We start from the raw sequence: 13,178 nt of genomic DNA on the forward strand, positions 1-13,178 counted from the left end.
GTAACCGCTGGCTTGAGTAACAGAAGGGGGAGCAAGGCTCCCCTTTTCAATATTTGGCATCCTGCATTCAGCACTGCAAAGTTGCACCATTTACGGCATACCTTGCCGCTCATCGCCGAAAATTCAGCTCCTTCGCTACTTTAAAGAAGTTTCTACTGGTCTTACCTGAGTAAATCCCTTTGCTTTTTATTTAACAAGGTATTTACATCTAAGTGTCACCAGCATCGGTGACGCCTACAACGGCAAGGAGCCAGTTATGACCCATGTCGACATCCCTTTCCTTCGTTACCTCGATGCGGAAGGGTGCCCGGTCGCCACCTTACCGACCTGGCTGGACAAGGCGATACTGCACACTTTCTACCGCAATATGGTGATGGTGCGCAGCTATGACAAAAAAGCGATTGCGCTGCAACGAACCGGCAAACTCGGTACTTTTCCCTCCCATCTCGGCGCAGAAGCCGTGGGAATTGGCATTGGTCTCGCCATGCAGCCGCAGGATGTCTACGTTCCCTACTATCGGGACATGCCCACCCTCTATGTGCGGGGCGTACCGATGGAGAAGAACCTGCAATATTGGGGTGGTGACGAGCGGGGCAGTTATTTTCTCAAACCCGATGGGACCCCCTCTGAAGATCTCCCCATCTGCGTCCCCATCGCTACCCAGATCACCCATGCTTGCGGTATTGCCTCGGCCTTCAAACTGCGTAATCAACCGCGTGTCGCCGTAGTCACTATCGGCGATGGCGGCACCTCCAAGGGGGATTTTCTGGAGGGGCTCAACTGCGCCGGGGTCTGGCACCTGCCGATGGTCATCATCGTTAACAACAACCAGTGGGCTATCTCGGTGCCACGCAAGCTGCAATCGAGCGCCCCTACGCTGGCCCAGAAGGGGATCGGCGCCGGGGTGCGCAGCCAGCAGGTGGATGGCAACGATGTGGTGGCGGTCTACGATGCTGCCCGCAGTGCCGTCGAACGGGCCCGCAGCGGCAAGGGGCCGACTCTGATCGAGGCAGTCAGTTATCGTCTCGGCGATCACACCACGGCCGATGATGCCACTCGCTATCGCGACGGGGCCGAGGTCGAGGCCGCCTGGGCGAAAGAGCCGGTCAAGCGGCTGCGGCAGTTTATGCATAGCAAAGGCTGGTGGGATGAAGAGCAGGAGCAGAGTCTGCTGGCGGAAGCCACCCGAGAGGTCGAACAGGCGGTCGCCCGTTATGAGGCGATGGTGCCCCAGCCACCGGAGGCGATGCTCGATTATCACTATGCCAGCCTGCCCGCCGAACTCTTGCCCCAGCGCGAGCGAGTGATTGCCAAGGGGATGAAGCAGGAGGTTGGCCATGAGTGAGATCAGTTTGCTGGAGGCGGTCAACATGGCCCTTCACTACGAGATGGAGCATGACCCGGATGTGGTGGTGTTGGGCGAGGATGTGGGGGTCAACGGCGGGGTGTTTCGCGCCACGGTTGGCCTGCGCGACAAATTCGGTTTCAAGCGGGTGATCGACACGCCGCTGGCTGAAGGGTTGATCGCCGGGGTGGCGGTCGGCATGGCGACCCAGGGGCTCAAGCCGGTGGCTGAGTTTCAGTTTCAGGGCTTCATCTTTCCAGGGATGGAGCAGATCATCTGTCAGGCGGCGCGGATGCGAAACCGTACCCGAGGTCGCCTCTCCTGCCCCCTTGTCTATCGCTCTCCCTATGGCGCAGGCATTCACTCGCCGGAACACCACAGCGAGAGCGTCGAGGCGCTATTTGCTCATATTCCTGGGCTGCGAGTTGTGATCCCCTCCAGCCCGAGACGCGCCTATGGCTTGCTGCTGTCGGCCATCCGCGACCCTGATCCCGTGATGTTTTTCGAACCGGATCGCATCTATCGCTCGATGAAATCCGAGGTGGTGGATGACGGTGTCGGCCTGCCGCTGGATGTCTGCTTTACCCTGCGCCCGGGCCGGGATATCACGGTAGTGGCCTGGGGGGCCTGCATTCAGGAGGTGATGCGGGCGGCGAACCTGCTGGCCGAGCAGGATATCCAGTGCGAGGTGCTGGATCTGGCCACCATCAAGCCGCTGGATATGGAGACCATCCTCACTTCGGTGCGCAAGACCGGCAGGTTGCTGGTGGTACACGAGGCGTGTGGCAGCTTCGGGGTTGGAGCCGAAATTGTGGCGCGAGTGACCGAGCAGGCACTTCCCTGCCTCAAGGCGCCGCCCAAGCGGCTGACCGGCGTGGATGCAGCCGTTCCCTACTATCGCAACGAAGCGTATTACCTCATCACCGAGCAGGATATCGCCGATGCCGCTCACCAGCTGATGGAGAACCAGTGGCTATGAAATTTTTCAAATTACCGGATCTGGGTGAAGGGTTGGCTGAAGCCGAGATCGTCGAATGGAAGGTGAGCGCCGGTGATACCGTTGCGGTCGATCAGGTGCTCTTGTCGGTGGAAACGGCCAAAGCGCTGGTGGATGTGCCCTCTCCGGTGGCCGGGGTGATCGCCCGTCTCTGCGGCGCCGAGGGGGATATCCTCCATATCGGTGCGCCGCTGGTGGAGTTCGAGGGGGGCGAAGATGATGGGACCGTGGTGGGCAAGGTGAGCGCCCATCAGCAACATATCGAGGATCATTTCGTGGTGGGGGCCATTGCCCCGGGTGGCGCGCTGGTGCAAGCCATGCCTGCCGTGCGCCTGCTTGCACAAAAACTGGGTGTGGATATCGAGCGGATCAAGGGGAGTGGCAGCGGCGGCATGGTGACCGAGCTGGATGTACAGCAGGCATTCGAGGCGCAGCAGAGCAGTGGCAACGAATTCCTCAAAGGGTCGCGGCGGGCCATGGCCAAGGCGATGGAGCTCTCTCATCAGACTGTGGTGCCGGTCAGCATCACCGACGAGGTGGATTTACGTCACTGGCGGCCTGATGAGGATGTGACGGTGCGCCTTATCAAGGCCATTGGCGTGGCGTGCCGCGCCGAGCCCTCGATGAATGCCTGGTTTGATGGTGACACCCTGTCACGGCGGCTGTTCAAAGAGGTCAATGTAGCCATCGCGGTGGATTCAAAGCATGGCCTTTATGTGCCGGTGATGGAGAACGTGGCCGAGCGGGAGGGGGCAGATATCCGGCAGGGGCTGGATCGGATGATCGCCGATGTGAAGGCGCGCGCCGTGCCGCGCGAGATGTTGCAGGGGGCGACCATTACGCTCACCAACTTCGGTGCCATTGCAGGGCGTTATGCCAGCCCCATCGTCACGCCGCCGCAGGTGGCCATCATAGGGGCAGGCAAACTGTTCGAAAAAGTGGTGTTCATCCACGGTGAAGCGCGTCCCGTCAGGGCATTGCCGCTGTCGATGACATTTGACCACAGAGCCTGCACTGGCGGGGAGGCGGCTCGTTTTCTCAGAGCGCTGGTCGAAGCGTTGGAAGCAGCCACCTTATAAGGGGTTGTGCCCTGTCATTGGCAGGGCACAAATTTGTTTGCGTAATCTACAAAGCCACGTATAATCCAAACCAGCTTGAAAGGGCGATAGTTATGTCAATGAATACGATGTTTCACATCTTGTCCTGTTGTTCATAAGTTAATCCCGTTTTTTGAGCTTTACCCGCTGAAAAGCATAAGTAATTATTTTGAATACAGGTTTAAAAGATATGTCTAACATGATCACCGGTACCGTTAAGTTTTTCAACGAAACCAAAGGTTTTGGCTTCATCCAGCAAGAAAACGGCCCGGACGTTTTCGTTCACTTCAGCGCCATTCAAGGTAACGGTTTCCGTACCCTGGCTGAAGGTCAGCGCGTACAGTTCTCTGTGACCCAAGGTCAGAAAGGCCCGCAGGCTGAGAACGTAACCGCTCTGTAATTCTTACAGAATTTAAGAAAGCCGTGGTACCTCTGGTGCCACGGCTTTTTGTTTATCTGGCTTCTGCTACTGACTCCCATGTGCTGAATCATGCTGCTATCGCTCCTGCTTGCTGCCACCTTGACTCCGACGTCCAATGCGCCGGTACCGGTTCAATCCGCGATGGAAGCGCAGGTGATCTGCCAGCAATTTGTCCAGGTCCGGATGGGCACTGCACAGCAACCCGATGAGGTGAATGCGCGACTGGTGCCTGAAAGGGAGGGGGAGTGGCTGGTGGATGGCAAAGTAAAAGGACCCGAAGGTCCTTTGCTGTTTGCCTGTCATCTTCACCAAGGGGAGCGCTGGGAGCTACTCAACTTTTCACTCTGGGCACCACAGCCGCTCAAAGCGGTTTGAGTGCGACCAGCAGATGTTGCAGGTGTTCAACCATGGTCATGCCAAACGGGGTGAGATAGCCGCCATCTTCTGCGCTGATGAGCCCCTGCTGATGCAGACGGGCTGCCGCCTGGCACAACTCTTCAGACATATCGCTGCGTAATTTAATCCCCAGGCTCATGTTGGCCGGATCAAAGCATGCCAGTATTTTCAAATCGTTCACGAATTCGTTAGAAACCTGGTCGATCCCAATCATGGATTTACTCCTTACGCTAAAGATGTATGCAAACTAGCATCCCCGTATCCACTTTAGTGGGCGCTGGCTCAAATTATTGATCTTTGGCTGGATGCTGCGTTTCAAATGTTGTTTTTTTCGGCGTAATCAGATGGTTGGCTGACAGCTTCGTCAAGGGTCGAACCGGGCCAAACGTGGTAGGATAGGGGCATTCTATATATCGGACGGTCCATTGGCGGCTGTTCGCCCAGTCCAAGGTATTGCTCATGGTCAAGATCACGCTGGTATCTCTGCTGCATTCACACACCGCCACTTTCCCTGTTTACCCAGTCTCCTTGCTGACCTCCTTGTTAGAGGGCCATGAGGGAGAGGTGTGGCTACCTGCCCGCAAGGGGGGCGACATTACCCAGCTTCGCAAACATGCTAAAGGGGCTCGCGCCCGCGAGCTAGCAAATCTCGATGCCGGTTGGTGCGATTTTATATCTGGTCAGGAAGGGGCGACTGCGGAGCTGGATGCGCTAGCTAACTACGACACCGAGATGATGGACAACTTGCAGATGTACTGGCACAGCGCAGCCAAGATCAACAGCCCGATCACAGATAATTTGTTCGAACTTCGTCGCGAAGTGGTGGATGAGGCCCATGGCGAAAAGCTTGCCGTTCTCTGGGAGCAACAACAACAGCAGCGATTTGAGCAGTTGATGAAAACTGCGGCTGACGGTCAGGATCAACTCTGCTTCGTCGAAGTAGAGTCTGCCTACTGGCTGCGACAGAAGTTGAGCGAACAACCTGATGTAGAGCTGATAACCCCGACCTTTTAATCAGGTCTGGAAGGTTGGTGAGACGTTTTATTCGGCGCCCTGCTCTATCCTTATGAGCGTTGCTGTTTCCCCGACGGGAGTCAGGAGGCGGCAAGCTGGACAAGCTGACCACAAGATGTGAACATGGCGCCCTTTATTGAGAGAGAGACTTGGCCAATGAGCTATGAACTGAGCGACACCGAGCGCAATGCCGCGCTGCAACTCAACGCTGACTACCGTTACGATCACTTCATCAGCAAGCTGGTCGAGCATGAAGAGCTTTTCGTTCTGACCGACGAACATGGCGTCATGATGCTGACCACCGACGATGAAGATTGCATCCCGGTATGGCCGCACCCGGAGTACGCCAAGGCGTGGGCCGAAGGTGAGTGGGCAGATTGCAAACCACAGTCCATCACCCTCAAGGTGTGGCTGGAGCGGTGGATTGACGGCATGGAGCAGGATGAACTGTGTGTGGCTGTGTTCCCGACCCCGGATCAGGAAGGCATCGTGCTGGAGCCGGCCGATGTGGCCGACGCCATCGCCCAGAAGCAGGCCAAGCGCGGCTAATTGCCTCTTTTGCTTGCAAGCAACCCGGTTGCAAAACAAGACCCCGCCACTGTGCGGGGTCTGTCGTTTTTGGGGATGGACATCCTGCGTTTGCAGGAACAGAGGAGGTTGGCCAGAACTACTGTTGCCGGTAAGTGGTGTCAATCAGGAGTATGGCCGGGAAGGTCTTGCCGTTCTTGATAGCTGCCCTGGTCTCGGATTTTAGCTCTTCATCAATCCACAGCAGACCGCCATAGCTGTAACCGCTGTTGTCGCCCCCGAGAGGCCAGTAGAGCTGCTCGCTCTTGGGTGTTGCAGGTACTTTTGGCAGTTTTATCCAGCGCCAGGCGCTTTCCCGGGTGTAGGGCACCTGATAGGCGGGGACGAAGCTCGCCAGCTCATAGAGACGCTGCTGGATCTGCCGTGACAGAGCAGCCTTTTTGGCAAAGTCGAACTCCTTGTCATACTGCTCCACCAGCGCTGTGATGGCATCGTCATCGATGTTCATAATGTTGTTGGTCTGGGGCTTGTTGGCGTTGACCTTGTGGAAGAACTCCCAATAAGCGGGATAGCGGCTGCCCGCCCAGGCCATCCAGGCGCTCTGGTGCTTTTTCTCCAGCATCGATTTGAAACCGGCCGATGCATCCATCAGGTTGAGCTCCAGATTAAGCCCCGCCTTCTTGGCCTCTTCCCGCAACAGAGTGAGCCGCTGGGCGTGCTCTGCGGTGGTGTAGGTGATGGCGAGGGTCAGTGACTGCCCCTTGTCGTTTTGCAAAATCCCCTGTGGCCCCACTTTGTTAAAGCCTGCCTTGGCAAAGTATTCCCGTGCCAGTTTGGGATCGAACGGACGGGCCTTGATCTCGCTGTTGGTAAACTCACCCTGACCTGAGCCATAACTGTTGAGTCGCTGGTAATCCCCCCGCAGCAGGGTGGTAAGCATCTTGTCGAGGTTGAGGGCATGCTGGATCCCGAGCCGCACATCGAGATTATTCAGCAGCGGATCGGCGGTGTTGAGATAGAGCCCCATCGGCGATTGCGGAGTCTGATTGTAGAACCAGGTGCGCCCGATATACCCCTTCTCGAACTCCGCGGTTTTGGTCTTGTCGTGCCACCAGTTGGGCATCACCAGCGGGAAGGTGTCGAGATCGCCGCGCAGGAAGTGCTGCCAGGCGATGTTCAGATCCCTGAGCACCTTGATCTCGATCTGTGCAGGATTGAAGCGATGCTGGAAGTAGCGCTCTTCATCCCCCCACCAGTTTTCAACCCGTTTGAAGGTGACCGATTTGCCCTTTTTCACCTGATCGAGCTGATAGGGGCCGGTGACCGGCAACACCTTCCAATTGTACTCCTTGACCCAGTTGGCGGTGAGCTTGATGGCGTGGCTCGGCTCCGGGCTGATGGGCAGTGACTCGAGCAGATCCTGGCGGCTCTTTTCGGTGCCGCTGGTGATAGCCAGGGTGTGATCATCAAACTTGGTGATGTCGGTGATCTGGGTGCTGTAGTAGTTGTTGTACCAGGGGTCGTTGATCTCCTTGCTGCGCATCATTTTGAGGGTAAAGAGCCAGTCATCAGCAGTGACCGGCTGGCCGTCTGACCAGCGTGCCTTGGGATTGATGCGAAAATAGAGGGTCTTGTTGTCGGCGCCGAAGGCCCACTCATTTGCCAGCATCGGCATGGGGTTGCCGGTGACGGGGTGGGTGCTCAGCAGTGGCAGGTTGGTTTCCCGCACGTAACCGGCAAAGCCGCCGTTGGAGTCGGGGCCATATCTGCGCAGGGTCAGGGGGAAGCTGGTCATAAAGGTGCGAAAGGTGCCGCCGCGCTTGGCGGCCGGATCGGCATAGAGAGGATCCTGGTTGTTGCTCTCCCACTTCAAGTCAGCGGGCAGCGTGGCACTCCAGCCAAACGGGCTCCAGCACAGGGTCAGGGTGATGGCGGTGGCGCGAATGATAGGGGAGAGTCGGCGCTCCCCGGCGATGATGGTCGATGGCATGTCCTTGCTCTCCTGAAGTCTGCTTCCTGCAGATCACACACTGGTGATGTCAGTCCCGATGGGGACTGGCTCATCATGGAAATTTTATCCTGTCAGGTCAATGAAATAGCGTAAATGGGCAGGCGCTCATCATGTCGCTCTCTGTGGTTTGAACCAGCGCAGTCGGCTACCCAGCAGATGGACCACAAAGCCGAGCAGCACCAGAGCTGAGCCCAGCCACTGCAAGGGTGTTGGATGTTCATCGAGCAGCAGCGCTGCCGTGACAACGCCGACACAGGGGATCAGCAGGGAGAGCGGTGCCACCTGCGTCACCGGATAGCGCATCAGCAGTCGTCCCCACAGGCCGTAACCCAGCCAGGTCGCGACATACGAGAGATAGAGCACGCACAGCAATCCCTGCCAGCTGAAGTCGCGCAGGCTGCTGGCCATCAGCTCCGGCCCTTCGAACAGCCAGGAGAGGGCGAAAAATGGCAGGATGGGCACCAGACCGCCCCAGGCGATCAGGCTCGGCAGCGTGGTCTGGTAGCGCAGACCAATCTGGCGATTGATGACGTTGCCAAGGCCCCAACAGGCGGCGGCACACAGCGTCAGGACAAACCCTAACAGGGTCAGGTTGCCTTCACCGTGAGTGGCGATGAGATAGAGGCCGAATCCCGCCAAGGGCAGCGCCACCCAGTGGTGGGATTGCCAGCGCTCCCCCAGCCAGATCATTGCAAAAAGCAGGGTGAACACCACCTGGGATTGCAGCACCAGTGAGGCCATGCCTGCCGGCATACCGAACTTCATGGCACTGAACAAAAATGCGAATTGACCGAGGCTGATGGCGCCGCCATAGGCCAGCAGCCAGCGCCAGGGCATGGCGGGCTTGGGCACCAGCAAGATGGCGGGAAAGACCACACCGATAAAGCGCAGCGCACCCAGCAGCAGGGGGGGGATCCCCTCCAGCCCCCACTTGATGGCCACGAAGTTGAGTCCCCAGCAGAGGATGACCAGAGCGGCCAGAAACTTGTCTTTGGTGTGCATGCGGTGTCCTTCGGTCTGTGGCCTCTGCCATGTGAGGCCAAAAGAGGACGAGCATACCCCCGCCAGGGTGGGCGCCGTCAAGCCGTCAGGTGGTGGAGCACCCCGGCAACGGGGGCCAGGTGCGATTCAGGCAGAGACGCAGTGCACTGTGATGCCGCGTGCGGCCAGGGTGGCCCGCATGGGGGCGGGCAGGGCATCGTCGGTAACCAGCACGTTGATCTGGCCCGGCGCGCCAAGCTGGCTCGGGTGGATGGCGCCAAATTTGCTGCTGTCGGTGATGACCACATTGGTCATCCCCTTGGCCAGCACGCTGTTGACCACGTCCGCCCGCATCATGTCGCGGCCGGTGAACCCCATCTCGGGATGAAAACCGTCGACCCCGATAAAGGCCTTGGAGAAGTGCACCTGCTCGATGCAGAGGCGCGTGAGCGGCCCCACCACGCTCTCGCTCTGATGCTGGAACAGCCCGCCGAGCAGCACCACCTGAGCCGGGGTGTCTTTGAGCAGATGGGCGATATAGCTGCTGATGGTGATGATGGTGACCCGTTTGTGCAGGGCCAGATGGCGCGCCAGCATGGCGTTGGCGCTGCCCCCTTCGATAAAGACCGTCTCGCCATCTTCCACCAGCTGGGCGGCCCGCTCGGCGAGGCGCTCCTTGAGCAGGTAATTGATGTTCATCCGGGCATCCGGGTCATCGGTCTCCAGCGCCATGGCCGAGCCGTGTACCCGTCTGAGCAGTCCCTGTTTCTCCAGCGCGGTGAGGTCGTTGCGCACCGTCACCTCAGACACGCCGGTATGTCGGGAGAGTTCACTCACGCTCATCTTGCGAGCCTGATGGACCAGAGTGAGGATCAGTTGATGGCGTGGATTCATGGTGCGCTCACATGCAAGGTGGTGGATAGCGGCAAGCCACCCGAGGGTGGCTTGCCAATCATATGACGTCACAGGCGCCATGGGGGGCGCCCCGTCAGAGACTGTGCTCGGTGCGGGCGATGATATCATCTTGCGCATCGGGGGATAAGGCGGTGAAGAAGGCCGAATAGCCCGCCACCCGTACCACCAGATCCCGGTACTGATCCGGATTGGCCTTGGCCGCCAGCAGGGTTTCCCGCGAGACGATGTTGTACTGCACGTGCCACCCCTTGTGCACCTCGAAGAAGGTGCGCAGCAGGCTCATCAGCTTGGCCTTGTCCCGCTCGTTCTCAAGGCTCGCCGGACTCAGCTTCTGGTTGAGTAGCACCCCGCCGAGGATGGCCGCCGTGGGCAGCTTGCCGATGGAGTTGAACACCGCCGTCGGGCCGAGACGATCCGAACCCGACGAGGGGCTGGCCCCTTCCGCCAGCGGCGTGCGGGCATGGCGACCATCCGGGGTGGCCATGGTGGCGGCACCGAAGGGCACGTTGGCGGAGATGGAGGAGGTGCCCGCATAGTAGGTACCGCCGATGGGGCCGCGGCCGAAGCGGGTGTTGTGCAGTCCCTTGAGCTCATCGATGTAGCTCTGGTAGGCCTGCACCAGTAGCAGGTCAACCTCGTCCAGATCGTTGCCATATTTGGGGGCGGCGTTGGTGAGGCGCTGGCGCAGTTGCTCGCCTCTGACCCCGGCAAAATCCTGCTCGAGTGCTTCGGCCAGTTCACTCTGATCTACCACCCCCTGCTCGAACACTAGTTTCTTCAGCGCCGCCAGACTGTTGCCCAGGTTAGCGATCCCCACTTGCAAGCCGGAGACCCAGTCATAGACGGCGCCCCCCTGCTTGATGGTCTTGCCGCGCTCGATGCAGTCATCCACCAGCGCGCTGCAGAGGATGTCGTGGGCCTGAGCCTCCAGCACGCTGTCGACCACACAATCGATCTCGATGGACTTGCGGGTGAAGTAGCGCACCTGCTCGTCCCAGCGGGCCATCACCTCGTCAAAGTTGCCAAAGCTCCCGTCTCGCAGCGACTGGGGCTGGGGCAGGAATACCTTGCCTGTGGTGGCATCGCGGCCGCCATCCAGTGCCGCCAGCAGGATGCGGGCGAAGTTGATAAAGCTCATGCCGGTGCAGCGGTAGCCCCACTTGCCGGGCACGGCGGTCTCGATGCAACCGATGGCGGCGTAGTGGTGGGCATCCTCCACGCTCACCCCGAGCTTGATGAACTCGGGGATCACCACCTCGTCGTTGTTGAAGGCGGGCATGCCAAAGCCGCAGCGGATCACCTGAATGCAGGCGTCGAGGAAATCCTCGCTCATCCCGGCATGGTAGCGCACCGAGAGGTTGGGCTGGGTGGATCGCAACTGGCCGCAGGACTCCAGAATCGCGTAGGAGAGGCCATTGACCGCGTCATGGGCTGCACCATCCCGCCAGTTCTGGCCGCCGATGGTGACGTTTTGATAGAGCGGGCTGCCGGCGGAGGCCTTGGAGTGGGTGCCGGAGCGGATCTTGTTCACCTCCAGCAACTTGAGCCAGCACCCTTGCAGCAGCTCGATGGCGCGTGTCCGAGGCAGGGATTCCGACAATTCCACCTCGCGGCGATACCAGGGGTAGAGGTACTGATCCATCCGGCCAAACGACACCGAGTGACCGTTGGATTCGATCTGCAGGATGAGCTGGATAAAGTAGCAGAGCTGCAGCGCCTGCCAGAAGGTCTCGGGGGACTGGTGGGCGATGTGGGCGCAGTTGAGCGCGATGGTCTCAAGCTCGTTTCGGCGCTCGGGGCGAGATTCTTGTGCTGCCATATCATGGGCAAGTGCGGCGTAGCGCGAGATATGAGCGCTGACCGCATCCAGAGTGATGGCGACGGCGTGCAGGAACTGCTCGCGCTGCAGATCGGCCCAATCCGCCAAATCCAGCCGACTGCGCCGCTCGGCCACCTTGGCCTTGAAGCCATCGAGACCCAGAGTGAGCAGCTGCTCATAGTTGACCGCGAGGTGGGCATCCCCCGAGGTCATGTTGCCCTCGGCCTTGATGATGCCGCTCTCCAGCAGCGCTTTCTGCTCGTCGGTAAAGAGGCCGAAGCAGCGATCCTGCACCGTCTGGCCGCGCCAGAAGGGGGTGAAGGCGTGGATGATCGCCTTGTCGGTTTCGCTGACTGCAAAACCGGCGCCGGGACGGTCTGCCAGCTCGTCGATCTCCTTCTCAATCCAGTTCACCGTGTATTCAGGAAACAGTGGCGCCGCCCGTACCTGACTGGCCTGATTGCCGACGATCAGCTCGTCGTGCTTGATCCAGATGGTGCGCTCCTTGAGGTGATGGGCCAACGCCAGAGCGCGGCGCACCGGCAGCGGCCGGGCGAGATGAGCCTGATAGGCCTCGGTGTAGTGGCGGGCACGCTCGGTGCAGACCGGTGGCTGAACGATGTGGATCAGGCTCTCTTTGTGGGCGCGGATCCGCGGGCTGAGGGTATTGAGGTCGAGCTGGGTCATGATCTTATCCTCTGGTCACAGGGGTCAGCCCCTGACGTTGGGCGTATGCATGGGCAAAGTGGAGTAAATCGGGATCGTCGAGCGGTGTGTCCGGCGCCTGATAGGGCAGATCCAGCAGGGCATATTTGCCCACGCCTAAGGTGTGGTAGGGGAGGAAGTGGATCTCCTGCACCGTGCCGAGGCTGGCGGCGGTGTCGGTGATGGCGCTGATCGATGCGCGGTCGGCATTGAAGCCGGGAATGAGCGGCACCCGGATCTGCATCGGCACGCCGTGCTCGGCGAGGCGTTTGAGGTTCGCGATGGGCAGCTCCACCTTGCCGCGGGTCCAGTGGAAGAAACGTTCTTTATCAACGTGTTTGAGATCCGCCAGCACCAGATCCAGTGAGGGAAGGCTTGGCTCAATCTGGTGCCAGGGCACATGGAGGCAGCTCTCGACCGCGGTGTGCAGCCCTTCTGCCTTGCAGCGGGCCAGCAGGTTGGCAGCAAATTCGGGCTGCATAAACGGTTCGCCACCGGAGAGGGTGACGCCACCGCCGCTGCGCTCGAAGAAGGGACGATCCCGCAAGATGGTGTCCATCAGGGTGTCCAGGGTGTCATCCCGACCACACACCTGCAGCGCTTCGCTGGGGCAGAGGCCGCGCAGCCGTTCCATATCATCGGCCTTGAGGGCAGAACGGCTGAGCTGGATGCCCTCGCTGTCACGCAAGATTGCCGGACACGCCTGGCTGCATAGCTGGCATCCCTCGATGCACTGGCGCCGGTCGAGTAGTATGTCCGGCTTGGGAGAGCGGCTTTCCGGGTTTTGACACCACAGACAGGCCAGCGAGCACCCCTTGAGAAACACCAGGGTGCGAATGCCGGGGCCGTCGTGAGTTGAATATCGTTGCAGGTCGAAAATCATACCGCCTCCTTTTGTATTTGCATTCTATTTGCTTTCATTCGAAAGTTGATTTGATTTCGATCAAGC

General features: G+C 59.4%; 13 protein-coding genes. 7 read left to right on the forward strand and 6 right to left on the reverse strand.

Annotation, left to right across the window (positions count from 1 at the left end; translation table 11 throughout):
- Positions 1-256 precede the first annotated feature (256 nt).
- The 5 genes from pdhA (at position 257) to G5149_RS16495 (ending at position 4,235) form a co-directional block, all read left to right on the forward strand.
- Positions 257-1,345 carry a pyruvate dehydrogenase (acetyl-transferring) E1 component subunit alpha gene (gene pdhA, locus G5149_RS16475; RefSeq protein WP_421213024.1) on the forward strand — a complete coding sequence of 363 codons (1,089 nt, stop codon included), beginning with the start codon at positions 257-259 and terminating at the stop codon, positions 1,343-1,345.
- The gene (locus G5149_RS16480) at positions 1,338-2,324 is read left to right on the forward strand and encodes an alpha-ketoacid dehydrogenase subunit beta (protein WP_041209833.1); all 987 of its coding nucleotides are present in this window, start codon (positions 1,338-1,340) and stop codon (positions 2,322-2,324) included. The genes pdhA and G5149_RS16480 overlap by 8 nt, the downstream gene beginning before the upstream one ends.
- A complete protein-coding gene (locus tag G5149_RS16485) occupies positions 2,321-3,421 on the forward strand; it encodes a dihydrolipoamide acetyltransferase family protein (protein ID WP_421213025.1) in 1,101 nt (366 codons plus the stop codon). The genes G5149_RS16480 and G5149_RS16485 overlap by 4 nt, the downstream gene beginning before the upstream one ends.
- Positions 3,422-3,629: 208 nt before the next feature.
- Entirely contained in the window at positions 3,630-3,839 is a 210-nt protein-coding gene (locus tag G5149_RS16490) for a cold-shock protein (RefSeq protein WP_005302803.1), read from the forward strand.
- Between the two features lie 90 nt (positions 3,840-3,929).
- Complete coding sequence (locus tag G5149_RS16495) at positions 3,930-4,235, forward strand: hypothetical protein (protein ID WP_167558021.1); 306 nt, start codon at positions 3,930-3,932, stop codon at positions 4,233-4,235.
- Here G5149_RS16495 and G5149_RS16500 read toward each other — a convergent pair.
- Complete coding sequence (locus tag G5149_RS16500) at positions 4,222-4,470, reverse strand: TIGR02647 family protein (RefSeq protein WP_005334209.1); 249 nt, start codon at positions 4,468-4,470, stop codon at positions 4,222-4,224. The genes G5149_RS16495 and G5149_RS16500 overlap by 14 nt on opposite strands.
- A 245-nt stretch (positions 4,471-4,715) precedes the next feature.
- Here G5149_RS16500 and G5149_RS16505 point away from each other — a divergent pair, with 245 nt between their 5' ends.
- Together G5149_RS16505 and G5149_RS16510 are read left to right on the forward strand one after the other, a co-directional pair.
- Positions 4,716-5,270 carry a hypothetical protein gene (locus G5149_RS16505; protein WP_337072987.1) on the forward strand — a complete coding sequence of 185 codons (555 nt, stop codon included), beginning with the start codon at positions 4,716-4,718 and terminating at the stop codon, positions 5,268-5,270.
- 156 nt (positions 5,271-5,426) lie between these two features.
- A complete protein-coding gene (locus G5149_RS16510; protein WP_005344491.1) occupies positions 5,427-5,819 on the forward strand; it encodes a DUF2750 domain-containing protein in 393 nt (130 codons plus the stop codon).
- Positions 5,820-5,937: 118 nt separating this feature from the next.
- Here the strand turns inward: G5149_RS16510 and G5149_RS16515 are convergent, their stop codons facing one another.
- The 5 genes from G5149_RS16515 to G5149_RS16535 form a co-directional block, all read right to left on the reverse strand.
- Positions 5,938-7,788 carry an extracellular solute-binding protein gene (locus G5149_RS16515; protein WP_421213027.1) on the reverse strand — a complete coding sequence of 617 codons (1,851 nt, stop codon included), beginning with the start codon at positions 7,786-7,788 and terminating at the stop codon, positions 5,938-5,940.
- A 129-nt stretch (positions 7,789-7,917) separates the two neighbouring features.
- Positions 7,918-8,811: an EamA family transporter gene (locus G5149_RS16520; protein ID WP_421213029.1), complete on the reverse strand. Its 894-nt coding sequence runs from the start codon at positions 8,809-8,811 to the stop codon at positions 7,918-7,920.
- A 126-nt stretch (positions 8,812-8,937) separates the two neighbouring features.
- On the reverse strand, positions 8,938-9,684 hold the full coding sequence (locus G5149_RS16525; protein WP_216954124.1) for a DNA-binding transcriptional regulator YciT: 747 nt from the start codon (positions 9,682-9,684) through the stop codon (positions 8,938-8,940).
- 94 nt (positions 9,685-9,778) lie between these two features.
- Entirely contained in the window at positions 9,779-12,211 is a 2,433-nt protein-coding gene (locus G5149_RS16530; RefSeq protein WP_421213031.1) for a formate C-acetyltransferase/glycerol dehydratase family glycyl radical enzyme, read from the reverse strand.
- Between the two features lie 4 nt (positions 12,212-12,215).
- On the reverse strand, positions 12,216-13,112 hold the full coding sequence (locus G5149_RS16535) for a glycyl-radical enzyme activating protein (protein WP_421213033.1): 897 nt from the start codon (positions 13,110-13,112) through the stop codon (positions 12,216-12,218).
- Positions 13,113-13,178 lie beyond the last annotated feature (66 nt).

The sequence above is a fragment of the Aeromonas sp. 600479 genome, from assembly GCF_049175515.1.
In the GTDB taxonomy this organism is placed as follows: domain Bacteria; phylum Pseudomonadota; class Gammaproteobacteria; order Enterobacterales; family Aeromonadaceae; genus Aeromonas; species Aeromonas veronii_A.